21 protein-coding genes are annotated in these 23419 nt (G+C 69.4%); all 21 read left to right on the top strand.

The window, feature by feature from the left end; genetic code table 11:
* Nucleotides 1-18: 18 nt before the first annotated feature.
* The 21 genes from lysA to atpD all read left to right on the top strand — a co-directional run bounded on the left by lysA (nucleotide 19) and on the right by atpD (nucleotide 23321).
* Nucleotides 19-1410 carry a diaminopimelate decarboxylase gene (lysA, locus tag AB0O21_RS03815; protein ID WP_365165806.1) on the top strand — a complete coding sequence of 464 codons (1392 nt, stop codon included), beginning with the start codon at nucleotides 19-21 and terminating at the stop codon, nucleotides 1408-1410.
* A 181-nt stretch (nucleotides 1411-1591) separates the two neighbouring features.
* The gene (locus AB0O21_RS03820) at nucleotides 1592-2881 is read left to right on the top strand and encodes a homoserine dehydrogenase (RefSeq protein ID WP_365166373.1); all 1290 of its coding nucleotides are present in this window, start codon (nucleotides 1592-1594) and stop codon (nucleotides 2879-2881) included.
* 6 nt (nucleotides 2882-2887) lie between these two features.
* Nucleotides 2888-3958 (top strand): threonine synthase, encoded by a 1071-nt coding sequence (thrC, locus tag AB0O21_RS03825; protein WP_365165809.1) that lies wholly within the window; start codon nucleotides 2888-2890, stop codon nucleotides 3956-3958.
* Nucleotides 3959-4275: 317 nt separating this feature from the next.
* Complete coding sequence (thrB, locus tag AB0O21_RS03830; protein ID WP_365165812.1) at nucleotides 4276-5202, top strand: homoserine kinase; 927 nt, start codon at nucleotides 4276-4278, stop codon at nucleotides 5200-5202.
* A 430-nt stretch (nucleotides 5203-5632) separates the two neighbouring features.
* Nucleotides 5633-7708 (top strand): transcription termination factor Rho, encoded by a 2076-nt coding sequence (gene rho, locus AB0O21_RS03835; protein ID WP_365165815.1) that lies wholly within the window; start codon nucleotides 5633-5635, stop codon nucleotides 7706-7708.
* Between the two features lie 280 nt (nucleotides 7709-7988).
* Nucleotides 7989-9089, top strand: coding sequence for an LCP family protein (locus tag AB0O21_RS03840; RefSeq protein WP_365165817.1), 1101 nt, complete (start codon nucleotides 7989-7991; stop codon nucleotides 9087-9089).
* Nucleotides 9090-9260: 171 nt separating this feature from the next.
* Nucleotides 9261-9479: a 50S ribosomal protein L31 gene (gene rpmE / locus AB0O21_RS03845; protein ID WP_007266580.1), complete on the top strand. Its 219-nt coding sequence runs from the start codon at nucleotides 9261-9263 to the stop codon at nucleotides 9477-9479.
* Nucleotides 9480-9604: 125 nt separating this feature from the next.
* Nucleotides 9605-10684 carry a peptide chain release factor 1 gene (gene prfA, locus AB0O21_RS03850; RefSeq protein ID WP_365165820.1) on the top strand — a complete coding sequence of 360 codons (1080 nt, stop codon included), beginning with the start codon at nucleotides 9605-9607 and terminating at the stop codon, nucleotides 10682-10684.
* 50 nt (nucleotides 10685-10734) lie between these two features.
* Nucleotides 10735-11580, top strand: coding sequence for a peptide chain release factor N(5)-glutamine methyltransferase (prmC, locus tag AB0O21_RS03855; protein ID WP_365165823.1), 846 nt, complete (start codon nucleotides 10735-10737; stop codon nucleotides 11578-11580).
* A gap of 49 nt (nucleotides 11581-11629) precedes the next feature.
* The gene (locus AB0O21_RS03860; protein WP_365165825.1) at nucleotides 11630-12277 is read left to right on the top strand and encodes an L-threonylcarbamoyladenylate synthase; all 648 of its coding nucleotides are present in this window, start codon (nucleotides 11630-11632) and stop codon (nucleotides 12275-12277) included.
* The gene (locus tag AB0O21_RS03865) at nucleotides 12274-12903 is read left to right on the top strand and encodes a protein-tyrosine-phosphatase (RefSeq protein WP_365165827.1); all 630 of its coding nucleotides are present in this window, start codon (nucleotides 12274-12276) and stop codon (nucleotides 12901-12903) included. The genes AB0O21_RS03860 and AB0O21_RS03865 overlap by 4 nt, the downstream gene beginning before the upstream one ends.
* 158 nt (nucleotides 12904-13061) lie before the next feature.
* On the top strand, nucleotides 13062-14291 hold the full coding sequence (gene glyA / locus AB0O21_RS03870; RefSeq protein WP_365165829.1) for a serine hydroxymethyltransferase: 1230 nt from the start codon (nucleotides 13062-13064) through the stop codon (nucleotides 14289-14291).
* 116 nt (nucleotides 14292-14407) lie between these two features.
* On the top strand, nucleotides 14408-15742 hold the full coding sequence (locus tag AB0O21_RS03875) for an MraY family glycosyltransferase (RefSeq protein ID WP_365165831.1): 1335 nt from the start codon (nucleotides 14408-14410) through the stop codon (nucleotides 15740-15742).
* Between the two features lie 277 nt (nucleotides 15743-16019).
* Entirely contained in the window at nucleotides 16020-16457 is a 438-nt protein-coding gene (locus tag AB0O21_RS03880; RefSeq protein ID WP_365165833.1) for a hypothetical protein, read from the top strand.
* Between the two features lie 226 nt (nucleotides 16458-16683).
* A complete protein-coding gene (gene atpB, locus AB0O21_RS03885; RefSeq protein WP_365165835.1) occupies nucleotides 16684-17505 on the top strand; it encodes a F0F1 ATP synthase subunit A in 822 nt (273 codons plus the stop codon).
* An 81-nt stretch (nucleotides 17506-17586) separates the two neighbouring features.
* The gene (gene atpE / locus AB0O21_RS03890; protein WP_079429787.1) at nucleotides 17587-17820 is read left to right on the top strand and encodes an ATP synthase F0 subunit C; all 234 of its coding nucleotides are present in this window, start codon (nucleotides 17587-17589) and stop codon (nucleotides 17818-17820) included.
* A gap of 43 nt (nucleotides 17821-17863) precedes the next feature.
* Complete coding sequence (locus tag AB0O21_RS03895) at nucleotides 17864-18403, top strand: F0F1 ATP synthase subunit B (RefSeq protein ID WP_365165837.1); 540 nt, start codon at nucleotides 17864-17866, stop codon at nucleotides 18401-18403.
* On the top strand, nucleotides 18400-19215 hold the full coding sequence (locus AB0O21_RS03900; RefSeq protein ID WP_365165840.1) for a F0F1 ATP synthase subunit delta: 816 nt from the start codon (nucleotides 18400-18402) through the stop codon (nucleotides 19213-19215). The genes AB0O21_RS03895 and AB0O21_RS03900 overlap by 4 nt, the downstream gene beginning before the upstream one ends.
* Nucleotides 19216-19345: 130 nt before the next feature.
* Entirely contained in the window at nucleotides 19346-20941 is a 1596-nt protein-coding gene (atpA, locus tag AB0O21_RS03905) for a F0F1 ATP synthase subunit alpha (RefSeq protein ID WP_351151261.1), read from the top strand.
* Between the two features lie 20 nt (nucleotides 20942-20961).
* Nucleotides 20962-21879: a F0F1 ATP synthase subunit gamma gene (locus AB0O21_RS03910; protein ID WP_365165842.1), complete on the top strand. Its 918-nt coding sequence runs from the start codon at nucleotides 20962-20964 to the stop codon at nucleotides 21877-21879.
* Entirely contained in the window at nucleotides 21879-23321 is a 1443-nt protein-coding gene (gene atpD / locus AB0O21_RS03915; RefSeq protein ID WP_365165844.1) for a F0F1 ATP synthase subunit beta, read from the top strand. Before AB0O21_RS03910 ends, atpD begins: the two co-directional genes overlap by 1 nt.
* Nucleotides 23322-23419: the final 98 nt, after the last annotated feature.

The raw sequence follows: 23419 nt of genomic DNA on the forward strand, positions 1-23419 counted from the left end.
CCGTGAAATGAGAGACCGATGAGCCGTTCCGCGCACCCCGCCGGGCCCCGCCACGCCGATGTCCTGCCCGAGGGGCACTACTCCCCGCCGCCCGCCGACCTGAACGTGCTGGACGAGAAGGTCTGGGCCCGGACCGTCACCCGTAACGGTGATGGGGTCGTCATGGTGGGAGGAATTGAGGTCACCAAGCTCGCCGAGGAGTTCGGGACCCCTGCCTATTTCCTCGACGAAGAGGACTTCCGGGCCCGCTGCCGCGCCTGGGCGCACGCCTTCGGCAAGGACGCAGATGTGTTCTACGCGGGGAAGGCATTCCTTTCCAAGGCCATCGTGAAGTGGCTGCGGGAGGAAGGGCTGAACGTGGACGTGTGTTCCGGTGGGGAGCTGGCTACGGCGCTTGCCGCTGGGATGCCTGCCCAGCAGATCGCCTTTCACGGGAACAACAAGTCCGAAGGGGAGATCCGGCGGGCCGTCGAGGCCGGGGTCGGGCGCATCGTGCTCGATTCCTTCCAGGAGATCGCCCGCGTCGCGCACATCGCCCGTGAGATGGGCGTGCGGCAGCCCGTGCAGATCCGTGTGACGGTCGGGGTCGAGGCCCACACGCACGAGTTCATCGCCACCGCCCACGAGGACCAGAAGTTCGGGATCGCGGTGGCCGACGGCAGCGCCGCCGAGGCGGTGCGCCGGGCGCTCGGGCACGAGTCGCTGGAGCTGCTCGGCGTGCACTCGCACATCGGCTCGCAGATCTTCGACATGGCCGGCTTCGAGGTGTCGGCGAAGCGGGTCGTGCAGCTGCTCGCCGCCGTACGGGACGAGCACGGGGTGGAGCTGCCCGAGATCGACCTCGGGGGCGGGCTGGGTATCGCCTACACGTCCTCGGACGACCCGCGCGAGCCCCACGAGATCGCCAAGGCGCTGACCGAGATCGTCGCCCGGGAGTGCGAGAGCGCCGGGCTGAAGGCGCCGAGGATCTCCGTCGAGCCCGGCCGGGCGATCGTCGGTCCGACCGCCTTCACGCTGTACGAGGTCGGCACGATCAAGCCGCTCGAAGGGCTCCGCACGTATGTAAGTGTTGATGGAGGGATGTCCGACAACATTCGGACCGCCCTCTACGACGCCGAGTACTCCATCGCGCTCGTGTCCCGCACCTCCGACGCCGAGCCCATGCTCGTCCGCGTCGTCGGCAAGCACTGCGAGAGCGGTGACATCGTCGTGAAGGACGCCTTCCTGCCCGCCGACCTGGCGCCCGGAGACCTCCTCGCGGTGCCCGCCACCGGCGCTTACTGCAGGTCGATGGCCAGCAATTACAACCACGCGCTGCGGCCGCCGGTCGTCGCCGTGCGCGACGGTCAGGCCCGGGTGATCGTCCGGCGCGAGACGGAGGAAGATCTCCTGCGACTCGACCTCGGATGATTCCCTTATTTCTGGGAGAGCCCCTCGGAACCCAGAAATAATGGCCTCAGGAGTCTCACAGGGCGTCTCACTCATTGGACCGAGGGTGGAAACTGCTGTCCATTGCGTGAGACTTGTTCTCACCCCGCGCGCAAGCCGCGCGCGGGGTACTGATGGAAGATCGAAAGGCGTAGGTCGAATGATGCGTACGCGTCCGCTGAAGGTGGCGCTGCTGGGCTGTGGAGTGGTCGGCTCGGAAGTTGCCCGCATCATGACGACGCACGCCGACGACCTGACGGCCAGGATCGGCGCGCCCGTCGAGCTCGCCGGCGTCGCCGTGCGTCGGCCGTCCAAGGTGCGCGAGGGCATCGACCCGGCGCTGATCACCACCGATGCGACCGCCCTGCTCAAACGCGGCGACATCGACGTGGCGATCGAGGTCATCGGCGGGATCGAGCCCGCTCGGACGCTGATCACCACCGCGTTCGAGAACGGCATCTCCGTCGTCTCCGCCAACAAGGCGCTGCTCGCCCAGGACGGCGCCGCGCTGCACGCCGCGGCCGAGACCCACGGGCTGGACCTGTACTACGAGGCCGCCGTCGCCGGCGCCATCCCGCTGGTCCGTCCGATGCGCGAGTCCCTCGCGGGCGACAAGATCAACCGCGTGATGGGCATCGTCAACGGCACGACGAACTTCATCCTCGACAAGATGGACTCCACGGGCGCCGGCTACCAGGAGGCGCTCGACGAGGCCACGGCCCTCGGGTACGCCGAGGCCGACCCCACCGCGGACGTCGAGGGCTACGACGCCGCCGCCAAGGCCGCGATCCTGGCGGGCATCGCCTTCCATACCCGCGTCCGCCTCGACGACGTCTACCGCGAGGGCATGACCGAGGTCAGCGCCGCGGACTTCGCCTCCGCGAAGAGGATGGGCTGCACGATCAAGCTGCTGGCCATCCTGGAGCGGGCCGCCGACGGCGAGTCCGTCACCGCGCGCGTCCACCCCGCGATGATCCCGCTCACGCACCCGCTCGCCTCCGTCCGCGAGGCGTACAACGCGGTCTTCGTCGAGGCGGAGGCCGCCGGGCGGCTCATGTTCTACGGGCCCGGCGCGGGCGGTTCGCCGACCGCGTCCGCGGTCCTCGGCGACCTGGTCGCCGTCTGCCGCAACAAGCTCGCCGAGGCAACGGGGCCGGGCGAGTCGGCGTACACCCAGCTGCCGGTGAGCCCCATGGGCGACGTCGTGACGCGGTACCACATCTCCCTCGATGTGGCCGACAAGCCGGGCGTGCTCGCCCAGGTCGCGACCACCTTCGCCGAGCACGGCGTCTCCATCGACACCGTGCGGCAGCAGGGCAAGGACGGCGAGGCCTCCCTCGTCGTCGTCACTCACCGCGCGCCCGACGCGGCCCTCTCGGGGACCGTCGAGGCGCTGCGGAAGCTGGACACCGTCCGCGGTGTCGCCAGCATCATGCGTGTTGAAGGGGAGTAAGGACCCATGAGCAGCAATCGCACCCACCAGTGGCGCGGCATCATCGAGGAGTACCGGGACCGCCTGCCGGTGACGGACGCGACTCCCGTGGTCACGCTCCGGGAGGGCGGCACTCCTCTCGTCCCCGCGCAGGTGCTCTCCGAGCGCACCGGCTGCGAGGTGCACCTCAAGGTCGAGGGGGCGAACCCCACCGGGTCCTTCAAGGACCGCGGTATGACCATGGCCATCAGCAAGGCCAAGGAGGACGGCGCCAAGGCCGTCATCTGCGCCTCCACGGGCAACACCTCGGCCTCCGCCGCCGCGTACGCGGTGCGCGCCGGGATGGTCTCCGCGGTGCTCGTGCCCCGCGGCAAGATCGCGCTCGGCAAGATGGGCCAGGCGCTCGTGCACGGCGCCAAGATCCTTCAGGTGGACGGCAATTTCGACGACTGCCTCGACCTGGCCCGTTCGCTGTCCGACAACTACCCGGTGGCGCTGGTCAATTCGGTCAACCCGGTACGCATCGAGGGTCAGAAGACGGCCGCGTTCGAGATCGTCGACGCGCTCGGTGACGCCCCCGACATCCACGTGCTGCCCGTCGGCAACGCCGGCAACATCACCGCGTACTGGAGGGGCTTCAAGGAGTACAAGGCCGATGGCCTGGCCTCCCGTACGCCCCGCGTGTGGGGTTTCCAGGCCTCCGGCTCCGCGCCCATCGTGCGCGGCGAGGTCGTCAAGGAGCCGCACACCATCGCCACCGCGATCCGCATCGGCAACCCGGCCTCGTGGGACTACGCCCTGCAGGCGCGCGACGAGTCGGGCGGCTTCATCGACGAGGTGACGGACCGCCAGATCCTGGCCGCCTACCGGCTGTTGGCCGCGCAGGAGGGCGTCTTCGTCGAGCCCGCCTCGGCCGCCTCCGTGGCCGGTCTGCTGAAGGCCGCCGAGCTGGGCCTGGTCGACCCGGGCCAGAAGATCGTGTGCACGGTCACCGGCAACGGCCTGAAGGACCCCGACTGGGCGGTCGCCGGTGCTCCGCAGCCGGTCACCATTCCGGTGGACGCCGAAGCCGCGGCGATCCGTCTCGGCCTGGTCTGAGATCCGAGCCGGTTCCGGAGGGCCCCCGCGGCCCTCCGGAGCCGGGCAACTCGCCCCGTACCGCAACAAAAGCGCGGTCGAAGCCGGGCCGATCCGGTCGCAGCCCGTCAAAGGATGCGACACGCATCGTGCGCCTCCTGTGCGCCCTATGTCGGATGAGAACCTTCCTTCGATACGCTGTACTTACATCCGCCACCGCGCATATGACCGTGGTGCTGCCCCGAGGGCCTTCGGGTGTCGTACGTTCTCAAGTACATTTCGCAGCGAGCCAGCGAAGAGCGAAGTTCTCGCACAGTCACAAGGAGTGTCATCGGACGATGGCCGGTCCAGCGTTCCGCGCCGCCGCCGTACGGGTGCGCGTCCCCGCCAGCAGTGCCAATCTCGGCCCCGGCTTCGATGCCTTCGGCCTGGCCCTGGGGCTCTACGACGACGTAGTCGTCCGGGTGGCCGACTCAGGCCTGAACATCGACATCGCGGGTGAGGGCGCCGACACCCTCCCGCGGGACGAGAGCCACCTGCTCGTACGCTCCATGCGCACCGCCTTCGACCTGCTGGGCGGACAGCCGCGCGGCCTCGAGGTCGTCTGCGCCAACCGCATCCCGCACGGCCGCGGCCTCGGCTCCTCCTCCGCCGCCATCTGCGCCGGCATCGTCGCCGCCCGCGCCGTGACCATAGGCGGAGAGGCCAAGCTCGACGACGCGGCGCTGCTGGAGCTCGCCACCGAGATCGAGGGGCACCCCGACAACGTCGCCGCCTGCCTGCTGGGCGGCTTCACCTTGGCGTGGATGGACGGGGGGAGCGCCAAGGCGATCCGGATGGACCCCGCCGATTCCATCGTTCCGGTGGTCTTCGTACCTTCCAAGCCGGTCCTGACGGAGACCGCGCGCGGCCTGCTGCCGCGCACCGTCCCGCACGTGGACGCGGCCGTCAACGCGGGCCGCGCGGGTCTGCTCGTGGAGGCCCTGACCAGGCGTCCCGAGTTCCTGCTGCCGGCCACCGAAGACCGGCTCCACCAGGAGTACCGGTCCCCGGCGATGCCCGAGAGCGTCGCACTGGTGAACCGACTGCGGGCGGACGGCATCCCCGCGGTCATCTCCGGCGCGGGCCCCACGGTCCTCGCGCTGGTCGACAACGACGCGGCCGACAAGGTCGCGCAGCTCGCGGGCGAGGGGTGGGCCGCCAACCGGCTCGCGCTCGACGCCGCGGGCGCGAGCGTGCTTCCGCTGGGTACCCAGGGCGGCTAGGGCAGGGCAGAGCCGGCCAGGGGCGGGCGGCCAGGGCAGGCCGCCCGCGCGGAAGGGCGTGATTGCCGGTGATCGAGAGGGGGAATATCTGTTGGATCCGGTAGTGTTAGTCTCAAGTACGCATCGGAAGCCGTCATGGCTCGGTGCTCAGTGTCCCCATTCGGGACCACCTTTCTTCCGGGAGCCTCCCCGACTGCTTTGATCACTTCCAGCAGTTTCGAGCACGCTCCGGAATCGGCGTGACATTCCCACGCTTTCAGCTCGGGGGCTTCTCGCCGGAACCACCCATGCACGTTCGCACGTTTCTCTCCGCCGTATTTCTACCGGCGGACCACCGCCCCGGCACGGTCCACACCTAGGACTGCTGTCGGACAGCACAACCGGTCGCCGAGCCAGACAGGCCGACGTCCGCTCCAGGGAAGGACCCTTCGTGAGCGACACCACCGATCTGATGGGCGCTGCCGACACCTCTGTCGACACCAGTGCCCCCGCCGCGGGCGCCGCGCCCAAGCGTCGCCGCACCGGCACCGGCCTTGACGGCATGGTCCTCGCCGAGCTCCAGCAGGTCGCGTCCGGCCTCGGTATCAGGGGCACCGCGCGGATGCGCAAGAGCCAGCTGATCGAGGTCATCAAGGAGGCGCAGGCTGGTGGCGGCGCCCCCAAGGCCGCAGCCTCCGCTGCCGCCGGCGAGACCGCCGAGGCCAAGCCGAAGCGCCGCGCCACCAGCAAGGCCCGCACGGGCGAGGCCGCCGCCGAGGCGCCCGCCGAGAAGCCCGCCGCCGCTCCGGCGCAGATCGAGATCCCGGGTCAGCCCGCCAGCGAGGACGCGCCGGTCGGCGAGCGCCGTCGCCGTCGGGCCACCGCCCCGTCCGGCAGCCCGGAGGGCTCGGCCCCCGCCGCGGTGCAGGTCGAGCAGAAGACCGAGACCGTGACCGCCCCGGCGGCGCAGCCGGAGGCCAAGGCAGAGGCCGCCACGGCGGTCTCCGCAGGTCAGGCCCAGGGCCAGGACGGCGAGGGCCGCGGCCGTCGCGACCGTCGTGACCGCGGGGACCGCGCCGAGCGCGGGGACCGCCAGCAGGGCCGCCGCGACCGCGGTGCCAAGGCCGACGAGCAGGGCCAGGGCGCGCAGGGCGGCCAGGGCGGCCGTCAGGACCGTGCCGAGCGCGGCGACCGCCAGCAGCAGGGCGGCCGCGGGCAGGGCCAGGGCCAGGGCCGTCAGGACCGCCAGGGTCCCCAGGACAACGGTCCGCAGGACGACTTCGACGACGAGGGCGGCCGCCGTGGCCGTCGCGGCCGTTACCGCGACCGCCGTGGCCGTCGCGGCCGCGACGAGTTCGCGCCGAACGAGCCGCAGGTCGCCGACGACGACGTGCTGATCCCCGTCGCGGGCATCCTCGACATCCTCGACAACTACGCGTTCATCCGGACCTCGGGCTACCTGCCCGGCCCCAACGACGTGTACGTCTCCCTCGCCCAGGTCCGCAAGGCGGGTCTGCGCAAGGGCGACCACACCACCGGTGCCGTGCGCCAGCCCAAGGACGGCGAGCGCCGCGAGAAGTTCAACGCCCTCGTGCGTCTGGACTCCGTCAACGGCATGGCTCCCGAATCCGGCCGCGGGCGGCCGGAGTTCCAGAAGCTGACGCCGCTGTACCCGCAGGACCGGCTCCGTCTGGAGACCGACCCGGGCGTGCTGACGACCCGCATCATCGACCTCGTGTCGCCGATCGGCAAGGGTCAGCGAGGCCTGATCGTGGCCCCGCCGAAGACCGGCAAGACCATGATCATGCAGGCGATCGCCAACGCGATCACCACCAACAACCCCGAGTGCCACCTGATGGTCGTCCTGGTCGACGAGCGTCCGGAAGAGGTCACCGACATGCAGCGGTCGGTCAAGGGCGAGGTCATCTCCTCGACCTTCGACCGCCCGGCCGAGGACCACACCACCGTCGCCGAGCTGGCCATCGAGCGCGCCAAGCGCCTCGTCGAGCTGGGTCACGACGTGGTCGTCCTGCTGGACTCCATCACCCGTCTGGGCCGCGCGTACAACCTCGCGGCGCCCGCCTCCGGCCGCATCCTGTCCGGTGGTGTCGACTCGACCGCGCTGTACCCGCCGAAGCGCTTCTTCGGTGCCGCGCGCAACATCGAGGACGGCGGCTCGCTGACCATCCTGGCCACCGCGCTGGTCGACACCGGCTCGCGCATGGACGAGGTGATCTTCGAGGAGTTCAAGGGCACCGGCAACATGGAGCTCAAGCTCGACCGGAAGCTCGCCGACAAGCGCATCTTCCCGGCCGTCGACGTCGACCCGTCGGGCACCCGCAAGGAGGAGATCCTCCTCAACGCGGAGGAGCTCGCCATCGTCTGGAAGCTGCGCCGGGTGCTGCACGCGCTCGACTCGCAGCAGGCGATCGAGCTGCTGCTCGACAAGATGAAGCAGACGAAGTCGAACGCCGAGTTCCTGATGCAGATCGCGAAGACGACCCCGTCGGGCAAGAACGACGACTGAGTCTCCGTCCTGTGGTCACGGCCGCCCCCGTCGCGCATGCGACGGGGGCGGCCGTGTTCGTACGGTGCGACCTTCGCCACACGCCGGTTCCGGCTGAACCCCGGGTCGCCGTCCTGCGTCCCGCCGTGAAACCGCAGGTGGGCGCGGGCTTGCACGGCGTCCGTCCCGGAAGGGGACCTCCGCCGCCCCGGTCCGGGGGCCCCGGCGGCCGTGGAACCCTGGAGTGCATTCGTCCGTCTGTGTCAAGGGACAGGGGACCGCATTCAGGACTGAGGAGAGCATGAGCCAGGACAGCAACGGCGGCGGCCGGCGTGCCGCGGGCCGGCGACGACGCAAACCCGCGACGCGCCGCAGGGGCCTCGTCATAGCCGCCTGGAGCGCGGCGGCCGTGGTCCTGCTGGGCGGGGCGGGTCTCGGCTGGTTCTACTTCAAGCTGAACGGCAACCTGAAGACCGTCGACATCGACCAGGCGCTCGGCACCGACCGCCCGCAGAACGTCGACAACGGCTCGATGGACATACTCGTCCTCGGCTCCGACTCCCGCGGCGGCGCCAACTCCGAGTACGGCCAGGACGACGGCGGCTCCGCACGCGCCGACACGGCGATGATCGTCCACCTGTACGAGGGCCACAAGCAGGCCGGCATCGTGTCGATACCCCGCGACACCATGACCGTCCGCCCCGAGTGCGCCACCGGCAAGGGCAAGACGGACCCCGGCGGCCAGCGCCGGCAGTTCAACGAGGCCTACACCATCGGCGGGGCCGCCTGCGCGGTCAAGACCGTCGAGAAGATGTCGGGGATCCGCATGGACCACTACATCGAGGTCGACTTCACGGGCTTCAAGAAGATCATCGACACCCTCGGCGGGGTCGAGGTGACCACCACCAAGCCCATCAAGGACAGCGCCAGCCACCTGGACCTGGCGGCCGGCCCCAACAAGCTCAACGGGGAGCAGGCCCTCGGCCTCGTCCGTACGCGCAAGAGCGTCGGCGACGGCAGCGACCTCGGCCGAATACAGCTCCAGCAGGCCTTCATCAAGGCGCTGATCAAGCAGGTCAAGACCATCGGCCTGTTCGACAACCCGAAGAAGCTGCTCGACCTCGCCGACACCGGCACCAAGGCGCTCACCACCGACACCGGCCTCGGTGACGTGAAGTCCCTCGCGGGCTTCGCCCAGAGCCTCCAGGGCATCGACGCGCAGGGCATGCACATGATCACCCTGCCGGTCACCACGGACCCGGTCGACCCCAACCGCGTCGCCCCGCTGAAGAAGGAGTCCCAGATGGTCTGGGACGCCCTCCTCGCCGACCGGCCGGTCCCCTCGGAAGCCACCGCGAACTCCGCCGGCGACAAGGGCGCGACCGGCTCGATCGTCCAGTAGGGGAGCCCGGGGGCGCTCCCGGAATAGATGCACACCCCCTGCCGTTGAGGGAGGCGTCCTCAGAATTTTGACAGGCAGCCCGGTCCTGGCAGACTGGTCTGTCGGCCCCGGTTCACGTAGTGCGCAATTCGGCTCCTGCGACCCGGTGCCCTCCCGAATCTAGGAGACACCTTGAAGCGCGATGTTCACCCCGAGTACGTCGAGACCCAGGTCAGCTGCACCTGTGGCGCGTCGTTCACCACTCGTAGCACCCTGACCGAGGGCACCATCCGTGCCGAGGTCTGCTCCGAGTGCCACCCGTTCTACACGGGCAAGCAGAAGATCCTCGACACCGGTGGCCGTGTGGCCCGCTTCGAGGCTCGCTTCGGCAAGGGTGCGGCCAAGAAGTAGCGCGACCCAGGCGCCGGTCTCCGGTCGCTCCCTGTCCAAGCGGGGGCGGCTGGACCGGCGCCTTTGTCGTCGTCCGGCCCGTCACACCTGCCAGCCCTTTCGTACTTTTACCCCAGGAGTCCCCGATGTTCGAGGCGGTCGAGGAACTGGTCGGCGAGCACGCCGACCTTGAGAAGAAGCTCGCCGACCCTTCGGTCCACTCCGATCAGGCCAACGCGCGCAAGCTGAACAAGCGCTACGCGGAGCTGACCCCGATCGTGGCGACCTTCCGCGCCTGGAAGCAGTCCGCCGAGGACATCGAGACGGCCAAGGAGTTCGCGGCCGACGACCCCGACTTCGCCGCCGAGGTCAAGGAACTGAGCGCCCAGCGCGAAGAGCTCACCGAGAAGCTCCGCCTGCTGCTCGTCCCGCGCGACCCCAGCGACGACAAGGACGTGCTCCTCGAGGTCAAGGCGGGCGCGGGCGGCGACGAGTCGGCCCTGTTCGCCGGCGACCTGCTGCGCATGTACCTGCGCTACGCCGAGCGCGTGGGCTGGAAGACCGAGATCATCGACGCCACCGAGTCCGAGCTCGGCGGCTACAAGGACGTCCAGGTCTCCGTCCGCACCAAGGGCGGCAACGGCGCCACCGAGCCCGGCCAGGGCGTGTGGGCCCGCCTGAAGTACGAGGGCGGCGTGCACCGCGTCCAGCGGGTTCCGGCCACCGAGTCCCAGGGCCGCATCCACACCTCCGCCGCCGGCGTGCTCGTCACCCCGGAGGCCGAGGAGGTCGAGGTCGAGATCAACATGAACGACCTCCGCATCGACGTGTACCGCTCCTCGGGCCCCGGCGGCCAGTCCGTCAACACCACCGACTCGGCCGTGCGCATCACGCACATCCCGACCGGTGTGGTCGCCTCCTGCCAGAACGAGAAGAGCCAGCTCCAGAACAAGGAGCAGGCCATGCGCATCCTGCGCTCGCGCCTGCTGGCCGCCGCCCAGGAAGCCGCCGAGCAGGAGGCCTCCGACCAGCGCCGCAGCCAGGTGCGCTCCGTGGACCGTTCCGAGAAGATCCGTACGTACAACTTCCCGGAAAACCGGATCTCGGACCACCGCACCGGCTTCAAGGCGTACAACTTGGACCAGGTGCTCGACGGCGACCTCGACTCGGTCATCCAGGCCTGCGTCGACGCCGACTCCGCCGCGAAGCTCGCGGCCGCGCAGTAACAGATCGATCCCGTTCCACCCCCCGTACGACAGCAGCCCGGAGGACCAGCGTGAACTTGCTGCTTGCCGAGGTGGCCCAGGCCACCCAGCGGCTGGCCGCCGCCGGCGTGCCCTCACCGCGTTTCGACGCGGAGGAGCTCGCGGCCTTCGTGCACGGCGTCAAACGGGGGGAACTGCACCACGTCAAGGACGCGGACTTCGACGCCCGCTACTGGGAGGCCGTCGCCCGCCGCGAGGCGCGCGAGCCGCTCCAGCACATCACCGGCCGTGCCTTCTTCCGGTACCTGGAGCTCCAGGTCGGGCCCGGGGTCTTCGTGCCCCGGCCCGAGACCGAGTCGGTCGTGGACTGGGCCATACACGCCGTCCGCGCGATGGACGTCGTCGAGCCGATGATCGTCGACCTGTGCACCGGATCCGGCGCCATCGCGCTGGCCATGGCACAGGAGGTGCCCCGCTCGCGCGTCCACGCCGTCGAGCTGTCCGAGGACGCGCTGCGGTGGACCCGCAAGAACGCCGAGGGCTCCCGGGTCACCGTTCACCAGGGCGACGCGCTCAGCGCGCTGCCGGAGCTGGACGGGCAGGTCGACCTCGTCATCTCCAACCCGCCGTACATCCCGCTCACCGAGTGGGAGTACGTTGCCCCCGAGGCCCGCGACCACGACCCGGAGATGGCGTTGTTCTCCGGCGAGGACGGCCTCGACACCATCCGCGGCATCGAGCGCACCGCCCACCGGCTGCTGCGGCCCGGCGGCATCGTCGTCGTCGAGCACGCCGACACCCAGGGCGGCCAGGTCCCGTGGATCTTCGCCGAGGAGCTGGGCTGGGCCGACGCGGCCGACCACCCCGACCTGAACAACCGCCCGCGCTTCGCGACCGCCCGCAAGGCCCTGCCGTGACGCCCGCGACCTATCCCGCCACCCCCCTGCTGCACGAGGAGTCCCGCTGATGGCCCGGCGATACGACTGCAACGACGCGACGGACCGCAAGACGGGCCTGCGTGAAGCCGCATCCGCCGTGCGCCGCGGCGAGCTCGTCGTGCTGCCCACCGACACCCTGTACGGGATCGGCGCGGACGCCTTCAGCCCCGAGGCCGTCCACGACCTCCTCGCCGCGAAGGGCCGGGGCCGAGGCATGCCCACCCCGGTGCTCATCGGCTCCCCGAACACCCTGCACGGCCTGGTCACGGACTTCTCCGAGCAGGCGTGGGAGCTCGTCGACGCCTTCTGGCCGGGCGCGCTGACGATCGTCGCCAAGCACCAGCCCTCGCTGGCGTGGGACCTGGGGGACACCCAGGGCACCGTCGCCGTGCGCATGCCGCTGCACCCCGTCGCGATCGAGCTGCTGACCGAGGTCGGCCCGATGGCCGTCTCCTCGGCGAACATTTCCGGCCAGCCGGCGCCGGAGGACTGCGACGCGGCCCGCGAGATGCTCGGGGACTCCGTCTCCGTGTACCTGGACGGCGGGCCGACGCCCGGCATCCAGCCGTCGTCGATCGTCGACGTCACCGGGAAGGTTCCCGTCCTGCTGCGGGCGGGCGCGCTCACCGCGGAGCAGCTGCGGGAGGTCGTACCCGACCTCGAGGTCGCCCCGTGAGCCCTGAGGGGCGTGGCATAGCGAGTAGCTCGTTCCGCATACTCCACGTCAGCACCGGCAACGTGTGCCGCTCACCGATCACCGAGCGGCTGACGCGGCACGCCCTGTCGCACCGGCTGGGCGGGCTCGTCACCGGCGACCTCATCGTGGAGAGCGCCGGTACGTGGGGTCACGAGGGCGCCCCCATGGAGGCCAACGCGGCCGCCGTGCTGGCGGACTTCGGGGCGGACGCGTCCGGGTTCACCGGGCGGGAGCTGCTGGACGAGCACGTCATACGCGCGGACCTGGTGCTGACCGCCACCCGCGACCACCGGGCGCAGGTCATCTCGATGGGGCACTCGGCCGGGCTGCGGACCTTCACGCTGAAGGAGTTCACCCGGCTGGTGCGGGCCATAGATCCGGCCACGCTGCCGCCGCTGGACGACGGCATGGCGGAGCGGGCGCGGGCGCTGGTGCGGGCGGCCGCGGCGCTGCGGGGGTGGCTGCTGGCTCCTTCGCCGGACGCCGATGAGGTGTACGACCCGTACGGGGCGCCGATCACCTTCTTCCGGTCGATCGGCGACGAGATCAACCAGGCGCTGGAACCGGTGGTCACGGCGCTTACGGGCGTTCCCGCTTCGCGCTGACCTGCGGCGCCGCTGCCGGGGCTCTGCCCCGGACCCCGCGCCTCGAACGCCGGCGAGGCTGAAATTGCCCTGCGGGCAATCCAGCCCGCCCGGCGCGAGGCGCGATGCGTGGCTTCGGCCTACAGTGGCTGGTACCCGGTACCCCCTGGAGTCGCGCCATGAGCGTCATCACCCAGCCCACGGACCTGTTGCGGCAGCAGGATCCGCAGATGGCAGACGTACTCGCCGGGGAGCGACAGCGCCAGGGCAGTACGTTGCAGCTGATCGCCGCCGAGAACTTCACCTCCGGCGCGGTGCTCGCCGCCCTCGGATCGCCGCTCGCCAACAAGTACGCCGAGGGGTACCCCGGCGCCCGCTACCACGGCGGCTGCGAGTACGTCGATGTGGCCGAGCGGGTCGCCGTCGAGCGGGCCACCGCGCTGTTCGGGGCCGAGCACGCCAACGTGCAGCCGCATTCGGGATCCTCCGCCGTGCTGGCTGCCTACGCCGCGCTGCTGCGGCCCGGGGACACGGTGCTGGCGATGGGGCTCGCGCACGGGGGCCACCTCACGCACGGCTCGCCCGCCAACTTCTCCGGCCGCTGGTTCGACTTCGTCGGGTACGGGGTCGACGCCGCGACCGGGCTGATCGACTACCGGCAGGTGCAGGAGCTGGCCCGCACGCACCGGCCCAAGGCGATCGTGTGCGGCTCGATCTCCTATCCCCGGCACCCCGAGTACTCCGCCTTCCGGGAGATCGCCGACGAGGTCGGGGCCTACCTGATCGCCGACGCGGCCCATCCGATCGGGCTGGTGGCCGGCGGGGCGGCGCCGAGCCCCGTCCCGTACGCCGACATCGTCTGCGCGACCACGCACAAGGTGTTGCGCGGCCCGCGGGGCGGGATGATCCTGTGCGGCTCCGAGTTCGCCGAGCGCGTCGACCGGGCGGTGTTCCCCTTCACGCAGGGCGGGGCCCAGATGCACACCATCGCCGCGAAGGCGGTCGCGTTCGGGGAGGCGGCGACCCCCGCCTTCGCCACGTACGCCCACCGGGTCGTCGCCAACGCGCGGACGCTCGCGGAGGCCCTGGAGGAGCGCGGGTTCGCGATCACCACCGGCGGCACGGACACGCACCTGATCACCGCCGATCCGGCGCCGCTGGGCCTGGACGGCCCGACCGCCCGGGGACTGCTGGCCGCCGCCGGGATCGTGCTCGACACCTGCGCCCTGCCGTACGGGGACCAGCGCGGGATCCGCCTGGGCACGGCTGCCGTCACGACCCAGGGGATGGGGGAGGAGCAGATGCCCGAGATCGCGGCGCTGTTCGCCCGGGCCCTGCGCGGGGACGCCGCGAAGACCCGTACGGAGGTCGCCGGTCTCACGCAAGAATTTCCCCCTTACGGGGAGTAATGGGCACAAGAAGGTCGTACCGCAACCGGGATACCGCCCCCTCGCGTCCTCGGTGGAGGGGACATCGCAGCTAATGTGTGGGGCTGAGATGGCCGGCGATACATCTGGGGCAGCCCGTGCGTGAATATCTGCTGACGCTTTGCGTCACGGTCGCGGTGACCTACCTGCTGACCGGGCCCGTGCGGAAGTTCGCGATCGCGGCCGGGGCCATGCCGGAGATCCGCGCCCGTGACGTGCACCGCGAGCCGACGCCGCGGCTCGGCGGCATCGCGATGTTCGGCGGACTGTGCGCGGGGCTGCTGGTCGCCGACCACCTGCGCAACCTCAACGGCGTCTTCGAGCTGTCGAACGAACCGCGCGCGCTGCTCTCCGGAGCGGCCCTGATCTGGCTGATCGGCGTACTCGACGACAAGTTCGAGATCGACGCCCTGATCAAGCTCGGCGCGCAGATGATCGCCGCCGGTGTGATGGTCATGCAGGGTCTGACGATGCTGTGGCTCCCGGTGCCCTTCATCGGCACGGTCGCGCTCACCCAGTGGCAGGGCAACCTGCTCACCGTGGCCCTCGTCGTGATCACCATCAACGCGGTGAACTTCGTGGACGGCCTCGACGGCCTGGCCGCCGGCATGGTCTGCATCGCCGCGGCCGCGTTCTTCCTCTACGGGTACCGCATCTGGTTCGGCTACGGCATCGAGGCGGCCGCCCCCGCGACCCTCTTCGCCGCGATCCTGATGGGCATGTGCCTCGGCTTCCTGCCGCACAACATGCATCCCGCGCGCATCTTCATGGGCGACTCGGGCTCGATGCTCATCGGCCTGGTCCTCGCCGCCGCCGCGATCTCAATGACCGGTCAGGTGGACCCGGACGCGATGGCGCTGTTCGCCGGCGGCGAGCGCAACGCGACGCACGCGATGCTCCCGGTCTTCATGCCCCTCGTGCTGCCGCTGACGATCATCGCCATCCCGGTGGCGGACCTGGTCCTGGCCATCGTCCGGCGTACGTGGAAGGGCCAGTCGCCCTTCGCGGCCGACCGCGGGCACCTGCACCACCGGCTGCTGGAACTCGGGCATTCGCACAGCCGCGCGGTGCTCATCATGTACTTCTGGTCAGGGCTGATCGCCTTCGGCGCGGTGGCCTATTCGGTGCATTCCACCTCGATGTGGATCGTGCTCGCCATCGCCGCGCTCAGCGCCGTGGGGCTGGTCCTGCTGCTCCTGCCGCGCTTCACCCCGCGCGCCCCGCGCTGGGCCGAGGGGCTGGTCCCGCCGCGCTACCGGCACTCGGCGCGGGCCGCCGAGGCCGCGGCGGAGGCGGCCGCGCGAGACGCCTCGGGCACCGAGCCGGAGCGCGCCAGGCCGATCGCGGCAGGGGTCTCCGGCGTCAACGGGGCGACCGCCGTGGGCCCCCGTTCGCGCTTCCCCGACCGGCGTAAGGCCGAATCGACCCGCTGACGACCGGGGGCGCATGTCCGACATGGAGCCCCTTTAGCAGACAAGTCGCACGCCTGTCGCGCACACACGCGCAGGGTCCCTCTCATGTGTGACAGTCAGCACACCCAGCAGGTAAAGCTCTCATCAAATAGTTTGTGATACCGTTCACTAAACCCGGCGACAGAGCCGAAGGACCGTAGTGCGACGGTCCATTGGCCCGAGGACCTTACTCGGACCGGGCTTACGCTCGTCCCGTACGAGTCCCGTGCCCCCACCACCACAAGCGGAGCAAACCGCCATGCGGTCAGATGACGTCCGACCCCTCCTGCAAACCGCCGTACCCACCGCTGTCGCCGGCGCTATCGCCGCCGTGATCAGCGGTCTCGTGGCCGGTGGCAAGGGGGCGGTCGGTGCACTCGTCGCGACGCTGGTCGTGATTCTGTTCATGGGCATCGGATTCATCGTTCTGCAGCGCACCGCGAAGTCGCTTCCGCACCTGTTCCAGGCCATGGGGCTCATGCTCTATGCGGCCCAGATCCTGTTGCTTTTCGTCTTCCTCGCCGTGTTCAAGAACACGACGCTGTTCAACCCCAGGGCATTCGCGATCACGCTCGTGGCCACCACCCTCGTGTGGATCGCCGCGCAGACCCGTGCTCACATGAAGGCCAAGATCCTTTACGTCGAACCGGACTCGGACAAGGGTGAAAAGCCCGAAAATCCGGGGTCGAAGTCGTGAAGGGTAGGGGCGGGATAAGTGCGCGTTCGGGATCCTGCTATCGTCCGGTGCCATATGCGGCACTGCGGGCGCCGGGCACACGAGCTGACGCCTGTTCCATCGCGAGGCTCGATGCCTGACTGCCGCCCCACCATCCGTAACACCAGTCCAGTGCCGAACCGCGGCTTCGCGCCGCGCCGACACAACGAGGTTGCCGTACCTATGCGCCACGCTGAAGGAGCCCGCGGTGAGTGCTGACCCGACGACGGTGCTCGCCTTCGAGACCGATTGCCACATCTTCGACGGTTGTGGCTTCCCGGCTCCCGGCCTGCACTCGTTCCTGTTCGAGCCGATCTTCGGCAATGCGGACAGCAACACCTACTTCAACAAGACGATGCTGCTGGCCCTGCTCGGCACGGTCGTCATCGTCGGCTTCTTCTGGCTGGCCTTCCGCAGTCCGAAGGTCGTCCCGGGCAAGCTCCAGATGGTTGCCGAGGCCGGCTACGACTTCGTGCGCCGCGGCATCGTGTACGAGACGCTGGGCAAGAAGGAGGGCGAGAAGTACGTCCCCTTCATGGTCTCGCTGTTCTTCTTCGTCTGGATCCTGAACCTCTGGTCGATCATCCCGGTGGCACAGTTCCCGGTGACGTCGATCATCGCGTACCCCGCCGGCCTCGCCGCGATCGTGTACGTGATCTGGATGAGCGTGACCTTCAAGCGGCACGGCTTCGTCGGCGGATTCAAGAACCTGACCGGCTACGACAAGTCGCTCGGCCCGGTGCTCCCGCTCGTCATGCTGATCGAGTTCTTCTCGAACGTCCTGGTCCGCCCGTTCACCCACGCGGTCCGACTGTTCGCGAACATGTTCGCCGGTCACACCCTGCTGCTGCTCTTCACGATCGCCAGCTGGTACCTGCTGAACGGCATCGGCATCGCCTACGCGGGTGTCTCGTTCGTGATGGTCATCGTGATGACCGCCTTCGAGCTCTTCATCCAGGCTGTCCAGGCGTACGTCTTCGTCCTCCTGGCGTGCAGCTTCCTGCAGGGCGCGCTCGCCGAGCACCACTGAGCCAGGCCCGCCCCCGCTCAAACCCCCGATTCGTCCGGTGGCCAACCCCCACCGGTCCGTGAAAGAGAAGGAAGAACTGGCATGTCCCAGACCCTTGCCGCCGTCACCGGCTCCCTCAGCTCCGTTGGTTACGGTCTCGCGGCCATCGGCCCCGGCGTCGGCGTCGGCATCATCTTCGGTAACGGCACCCAGGCTCTCGCCCGTCAGCCCGAGGCTGCCGGCCTGATCCGCGCCAACCAGATCCTCGGCTTCGCCTTCTGTGAGGCGCTCGCCCTGATCGGTCTGGTCATGCCGTTCGTCTACCCGACCTCCTGATCCTCGGTCTCGACGAACAGCCCACTAGACGAAAGGCACTGATGTGAACCTCCTGGTTCTCGCGGCTGAGGTGGAGAACCCCCTCATCCCGCCGATCCCCGAGCTCGTCATCGGTCTGATCGCCTTCGTCATCGTCTTCGGTTTCCTCGCGAAGAAGCTCCTCCCGAACATCAACAAGGTTCTGGACGAGCGCCACGCGGCGATCGAGGGCGGTATCGAGAAGGCGGAAGCCGCTCAGACCGAGGCCCAGAGCGTCCTGGAGCAGTACAAGGCCCAGCTCGCCGAAGCCCGGCACGAGGCCGCGCGCCTGCGCCAGGAAGCGCTGGAGCAGGGCACTGCGCTCAAGGAAGAACTGCGCGCAGAGGGCCAGCGGCAGCGTGAGGAGATCATCGCTGCCGGTCACGCCCAGATCGCGGCAGACCGCAAGGCCGCCGCTCAGGCGCTGCGTCAGGACGTTGGCAAGCTCGCCACCGACCTGGCCGGAAAGCTCGTCGGCGAGTCCCTTGAGGACCACGCCCGGCAGAGCCGTACGATCGACCGCTTCCTCAGCGAGCTTGAGGAGAAGGCCGAGGCGGCCCGATGAACGGAGCGAGCCGCGAGGCGCTGGCCTCCGCGCGCGAGCGTCTCGACGCGCTGACGGACAACACGTCCGTCGACGCGGCGAAGCTCGCCGGCGAGCTGGCAGCCGTCACCGCGCTGCTCGACCGTGAGGTCTCGCTGCGTCGGGTCATCACGGACCCGGCGCAGTCCGGTGAGGCCAAGGCCGAGCTCGTGGGCCGACTGCTGTCCGGCCAGGTGGGCGGGGAGACCCTCGACCTGGTGTCCGGCATGGCGCGGTCCCGCTGGTCGCAGTCCCGTGACCTGGTGGACTCGCTGGAGGAGCTGGCGGCCACCGCCGACCTCACGGCGGCCCAGCAGGGCGACGCGCTCGACAACGTCGAGGACGAGGTGTTCCGGTTCGGCCGGATCGTCTCCTCGAACACCGAGCTGCGCGCCGCGCTGACCGACCGGGCGGCCACCGCCTCCGCCAAGAGCGAGCTGCTGCGCAGCCTGCTCGGCGGCAAGGCGAACGCCGTCACCGAGCGCCTGGTGACGCGTCTCGTCACGCACCCGCGTGGACGTAGCCTGGAAGCGGGCCTCGAAGCCCTTTCCACGCTCGCCGCCGAGCGCCGCAACCGCATGGTCGCCACCGTGACCAGCGCGGTTCCGCTCAGCGACGTGCAGAAGCAGCGTCTCGGCGCGGTGCTGGCGAAGCTGTACGGCCGCCAGATGCACCTGAACCTCGACGTGGACCCCGCGGTCCTCGGCGGAATCCAGGTGCGCGTCGGTGACGAGGTCATCGACGGCACCATCGCGGAGCGCCTCACCGAGGCGTCCCGTCGCATGGCCGGCTGACCAGCCACCAACTAGAACAACGCATTCCTAGCGGCCCGGTTGGGCCGTGCAGAACTTGCAGAAGATTCCTGGGGGTCGCCCCCAGACCCCTAAGAAGCTTCAGGCCCAACAAGGAGAGCAGGGAACCCAGATGGCGGAGCTCACGATCCGGCCGGAGGAGATCCGGGACGCACTGGAGAACTTTGTCCAGTCGTACCAGCCGGACGCGGCCTCGCGCGAGGAGGTCGGAACGGTCAGCGTTGCCGGCGACGGCATCGCGAAGGTGGAGGGCCTGCCCTCCGCCATGGCGAACGAGCTGCTGAAGTTCGAGGACGGCACCCTCGGTCTCGCCCTCAACCTCGAGGAGCGCGAGATCGGTGCGGTCGTCCTCGGCGAGTTCAGCGGTATCGAGGAGGGCCAGCCGGTGCAGCGCACCGGTGAGGTGCTCTCCGTCGGCGTCGGCGAGGGCTACCTCGGCCGCGTCGTCGACCCGCTCGGCAACCCGATCGACGGTCTCGGCGAGATCGCGACCGAAGGCCGTCGCGCCCTCGAGCTGCAGGCCCCGGGCGTCATGGTCCGTAAGTCGGTGCACGAGCCCATGCAGACCGGCTACAAGGCCATCGACGCGATGGTGCCGGTCGGCCGCGGCCAGCGTCAGCTGATCATCGGTGACCGTCAGACCGGCAAGACCGCTCTGGCCGTCGACACGATCATCAACCAGCGCGACAACTGGCGCTCGGGCGACGTGAACAAGCAGGTCCGCTGCATCTACGTCGCCATCGGCCAGAAGGGCTCGACCATCGCGTCCGTTCGCGGCGCCCTGGAAGACGCCGGCGCGCTCGAGTACACGACGATCGTCGCCGCCCCGGCGTCCGACCCGGCCGGCTTCAAGTACCTGGCGCCGTACACCGGTTCTGCCATCGGCCAGCACTGGATGTACGCCGGCAAGCACGTCCTGATCATCTTCGACGACCTGTCGAAGCAGGCCGACGCCTACCGCGCCGTGTCGCTGCTGCTGCGCCGCCCGCCGGGCCGTGAGGCCTACCCGGGTGACGTCTTCTACCTGCACTCCCGTCTGCTGGAGCGCTGCGCGAAGCTCTCCGACGACATGGGTGCCGGTTCGATGACCGGTCTGCCGATCGTCGAGACCAAGGCGAACGACGTGTCGGCGTTCATCCCGACCAACGTCATCTCCATCACCGACGGCCAGTGCTTCCTGGAGTCCGACCTGTTCAACGCGGGCCAGCGCCCGGCGCTGAACGTCGGTATCTCGGTCTCCCGCGTCGGTGGCTCCGCCCAGCACAAGGCCATGAAGCAGGTTTCCGGCCGTCTGCGCCTGGACCTCGCCCAGTACCGTGAGCTGGAGGCGTTCGCCGCCTTCGGTTCCGACCTGGACGCCGCGTCGAAGTCTTCGCTGGAGCGCGGCAAGCGTCTGGTCGAGCTGCTCAAGCAGGGCCAGTACCAGCCGATGCCCGTCGAGGAGCAGGTCGTCTCCGTCTGGGCCGGCACCACCGGCAAGATGGACGACGTCCCGGTCAACGACATCCGTCGCTTCGAGTCGGAGCTGCTGGAGCACCTGCGCCGCGAGCGCAAGGACCTCCTCACCTCCATCGCCGAGGGCGGCAAGATGTCGGACGACACGCTGACGTCGATCGCTGACGCCATCGCCGGCTTCAAGCGCCAGTTCGAGACCTCGGACGGCAAGCTCCTGGGCGAGGACGCACCGGCCGTCAACGTCTCCAAGTGACGACGGAAGGGACCTGACTCATGGGAGCGCAGCTCCGGGTCTACAAGCGTCGCATCCGTGCCATCACGGCGACCAAGAAGATCACCAAGGCGATGGAGATGATCGCCGCCTCGCGCATCGTCAAGGCGCAGCGCAAGGTGGCGGCATCGATGCCGTACGCGACCGAGCTCACCCGTGCGGTGACCGCGGTGGCGACCGGTTCGAACACCAAGCACGCCCTGACGACCGAGGTCGAGACGCCGACCCGTGCCGCGATTCTGCTCATCACGAGCGACCGCGGTCTGGCCGGCGGCTACTCCTCCAACGCCATCAAGCAGGCGGAGCGGCTCACCGAGCGGCTGCGCGGCGAGGGCAAGGAGGTCGACACGTACATCGTCGGCCGTAAGGGTCTGGCCTACTTCGGCTTCCGTGAGCGCAAGGTCACGGATTCGTGGACCGGCTTCACCGACAGCCCGGCCTACGCCGACGCCAAGCGCGTCGCGGGGCCGCTGATCGAGGCCATCCAGACGGAGACGGCCGAGGGCGGCGTCGACGAGCTGCACGTCGTCTACACGGAATTCGTGTCGATGATGACGCAGAACGCGGTCGACAGCCGGATGCTGCCGCTCAGCCTCGACCAGGCTGCGGAGGAGAGCGGTACGAAGGGCGAGATCCTTCCGCTGTTCGACTTCGAGCCGTCGGCGGAGGACGTCCTCGACGCCCTTCTGCCGCGCTACGTCGAGAGCCGCATCTACAACGCACTGCTGCAGTCGGCCGCTTCCGAGCACGCCGCCCGCCGCCGCGCGATGAAGTCGGCGACCGACAACGCCGGAGACCTCATCAAGAGCCTCTCCCGGCTTGCCAACGCGGCCCGCCAGGCCGAAATCACCCAGGAAATCAGCGAGATCGTCGGTGGCGCGAGCGCCATGGCTGACGCGACCGCGGGGAGTGACAAGTAATGACGACCACTGTTGAGACGGCCGCCGCCACGGGCCGCGTCGCCCGGGTCATCGGCCCGGTCGTCGACGTGGAGTTCCCCGTCGACGCCATGCCCGAGATCTACAACGCCCTCAAGGTCCAGGTCACCGACCCGGCCGAGGACGGCAAGCTCAAGACCCTGACCCTCGAGGTCGCGCAGCACCTGGGTGACGGCCTCGTCCGTACCATCTCGATGCAGCCGACCGACGGTCTGGTCCGCCAGGCCGCGGTGACCGACACGGGCGAGGGCATCACCGTCCCCGTCGGCGACTTCACCAAGGGCAAGGTGTTCAACACGCTGGGTGAGGTGCTGAACTACCCCGAGGCGAACGCCGAGATCACCGAGCGCTGGCCCATCCACCGCAAGGCCCCGAACTTCGACGAGCTCGAGTCGAAGACCGAGATGTTCGAGACCGGCGTCAAGGTCATCGACCTTCTCACCCCGTACGTCAAGGGTGGAAAGATCGGTCTGTTCGGTGGTGCCGGTGTCGGCAAGACCGTTCTGATCCAGGAAATGATCTACCGCGTCGCCAACAACCACGACGGTGTGTCGGTGTTCGCGGGCGTCGGTGAGCGTACCCGTGAGGGCAACGACCTCATCGAGGAAATGGCCGACTCGGGCGTCATCGACAAGACCGCCCTTGTCTTCGGCCAGATGGACGAGCCGCCGGGCACGCGTCTTCGCGTCGCGCTTGCCGGTCTGACCATGGCGGAGTACTTCCGCGATGTGCAGAAGCAGGATGTGCTGTTCTTCATCGACAACATCTTCCGGTACACCCAGGCGGGTTCCGAGGTGTCGACCCTGCTCGGCCGTATGCCCTCCGCGGTGGGTTACCAGCCGAACCTGGCCGACGAGATGGGTCTCCTCCAGGAGCGCATCACCTCGACCCGTGGTCACTCGATCACCTCGATGCAGGCGATCTACGTCCCCGCGGACGACCTGACCGACCCGGCGCCGGCGACCACCTTCGCCCACCTCGACGCGACGACGGTTCTTTCCCGTCCGATCTCCGAGAAGGGCATCTACCCGGCCGTGGACCCGCTGGACTCGACGTCCCGCATCCTCGACCCGCGGTACATCGCGGCGGACCACTACGCCACGGCGATGCGCGTCAAGGGGATCCTGCAGAAGTACAAGGACCTCCAGGACATCATCGCGATCCTCGGTATCGACGAGCTGGGCGAGGAGGACAAGCTCGTTGTCCACCGTGCCCGTCGCGTCGAGCGCTTCCTGTCGCAGAACACCCACGTGGCGAAGCAGTTCACCGGCGTGGACGGTTCGGACGTTCCGCTCGACGAGTCGATCACCGCGTTCAACGCGATCTGCGACGGTGACTACGACCACTTCCCCGAGCAGGCGTTCTTCCTGTGCGGTGGCATCGAGGACCTGAAGGCCAACGCCAAGGAGCTGGGCGTCTCCTGATCCGGCGCGCTCCGCGAGGGGCGCATCCGGTTCGCAGGTTTCAACGGAGAGGGACGGGTGTGTCCCGTCCCTCTCCCCACGCCCATTAGAATTTGACC

It is taken from the genome of Streptomyces sp. NPDC091371 (genome assembly GCF_040684275.1).
Classification (GTDB): Bacteria; Actinomycetota; Actinomycetes; order Streptomycetales; family Streptomycetaceae; genus Streptomyces.

Excerpts from the sequence above, each read along its gene's own strand:
- lysA (WP_365165806.1), top strand. The coding sequence starts at position 19 with ATGAGCCGTTCCGCGCACCCCGCCGGGCCCCGCCACGCCGATGTCCTG.
- AB0O21_RS03820 (WP_365166373.1), top strand. The coding sequence starts at position 1,592 with ATGCGTACGCGTCCGCTGAAGGTGGCGCTGCTGGGCTGTGGAGTGGTC.
- thrC (WP_365165809.1), top strand. The coding sequence starts at position 2,888 with ATGAGCAGCAATCGCACCCACCAGTGGCGCGGCATCATCGAGGAGTAC.
- thrB (WP_365165812.1), top strand. The coding sequence starts at position 4,276 with ATGGCCGGTCCAGCGTTCCGCGCCGCCGCCGTACGGGTGCGCGTCCCC.
- AB0O21_RS03840 (WP_365165817.1), top strand. The coding sequence starts at position 7,989 with ATGAGCCAGGACAGCAACGGCGGCGGCCGGCGTGCCGCGGGCCGGCGA.
- prfA (WP_365165820.1), top strand. The coding sequence starts at position 9,605 with ATGTTCGAGGCGGTCGAGGAACTGGTCGGCGAGCACGCCGACCTTGAG.
- AB0O21_RS03860 (WP_365165825.1), top strand. The coding sequence starts at position 11,630 with ATGGCCCGGCGATACGACTGCAACGACGCGACGGACCGCAAGACGGGC.
- glyA (WP_365165829.1), top strand. The coding sequence starts at position 13,062 with ATGAGCGTCATCACCCAGCCCACGGACCTGTTGCGGCAGCAGGATCCG.
- AB0O21_RS03880 (WP_365165833.1), top strand. The coding sequence starts at position 16,020 with ATGCGGTCAGATGACGTCCGACCCCTCCTGCAAACCGCCGTACCCACC.
- atpE (WP_079429787.1), top strand. The coding sequence starts at position 17,587 with ATGTCCCAGACCCTTGCCGCCGTCACCGGCTCCCTCAGCTCCGTTGGT.
- AB0O21_RS03900 (WP_365165840.1), top strand. The coding sequence starts at position 18,400 with ATGAACGGAGCGAGCCGCGAGGCGCTGGCCTCCGCGCGCGAGCGTCTC.
- atpA (WP_351151261.1), top strand. The coding sequence starts at position 19,346 with ATGGCGGAGCTCACGATCCGGCCGGAGGAGATCCGGGACGCACTGGAG.
- AB0O21_RS03910 (WP_365165842.1), top strand. The coding sequence starts at position 20,962 with ATGGGAGCGCAGCTCCGGGTCTACAAGCGTCGCATCCGTGCCATCACG.
- atpD (WP_365165844.1), top strand. The coding sequence starts at position 21,879 with ATGACGACCACTGTTGAGACGGCCGCCGCCACGGGCCGCGTCGCCCGG.